The 517-nt window shown below is 57.6% G+C and carries 1 pseudogene; it reads left to right on the forward strand.

Annotated elements, in window-relative coordinates:
• Positions 1-401, forward strand: a pseudogene (locus tag C448_RS05980) (transcriptional regulator TbsP domain-containing protein); the annotation flags it as partial.
• Positions 402-517 lie beyond the last annotated feature (116 nt).

Raw genomic sequence — 517 nt, forward strand, 5'->3', positions numbered from 1 at the left:
TACGGACGCCGGCGTACTCGCGCGTGCTCGAAACACTCGCCGATGAGTTCGATTCGGAGACGGAAGCAGACTTTGAGACGGTACTGGAGTCGATCGCGGATATGGATACAGACGACTGGTTGAATGAGGTGGCAGTGAGCCTGCTCGTGGCGGCCAAACACGAGCAGTTGCTGTACGATATCTCCCACTGGGGCGAGGATGCGGGTGTCGCGAGTAAGGCGACGTTCTCGCGGACGAAGACCCGGCTCGAAGACCAGGGACTCCTTGAGACGGAGAAAGTGCCGATCGACGTGGGACGACCGCGGTTGCGTCTCTTGCTAGGTGATGAACGTCTCCGCGAGGCAGATGCAGAAGAACTGGCGAGTGTCGCAAACGAGATGCTCTCGGTGGCTCCAGCCTAATCACCGTCGAATAGCCATTTGGTGATTTCGAGAAGAACGCTCCATTCGTTCACCAATGCAAGTGGGAGCTTCGTCTGGGCGGTGCTGATGAGGTAGCTCATATCTGATGCACTCCT

Origin of the sequence: Halococcus morrhuae DSM 1307 (assembly GCF_000336695.1) — an archaeon.
Taxonomy (GTDB): domain Archaea; phylum Halobacteriota; class Halobacteria; order Halobacteriales; family Halococcaceae; genus Halococcus; species Halococcus morrhuae.